We start from the raw sequence: 232 nt of genomic DNA on the forward strand, positions 1-232 counted from the left end.
GGTCTTGAAGACCCATTTTTTCTGCTCGTTCATCGGCAGCACCACGGCGGCGGTGCCCACCGGCGCCAGCATCGGCACGCCGGCCTCGGCGGCGAACTGGATCACGCCCATGGCGTTGGGCGAGCCCGAGGGCCCGATCAGGGCGTCCACGTTCTGCTCGGTGATGAGCTTCTTGAAGGCCGTGACCGAGTTAGTGGAATCGCTGGCGTCGTCCAGCGAGATGTATTCCACG

At 64.7% G+C, this 232-nt stretch carries 1 protein-coding gene; it reads right to left on the reverse strand.

Going from position 1 to position 232, the window contains the following annotated elements:
• The coding region (locus tag SB771_RS37395; protein ID WP_410722330.1) for an ABC transporter substrate-binding protein at window positions 1-232 on the reverse strand (232 nt) is incomplete at both ends.

Source organism: Burkholderia sp. SIMBA_051 (assembly GCF_046534915.1).
GTDB lineage: Bacteria > Pseudomonadota > Gammaproteobacteria > Burkholderiales > Burkholderiaceae > Burkholderia > Burkholderia ambifaria.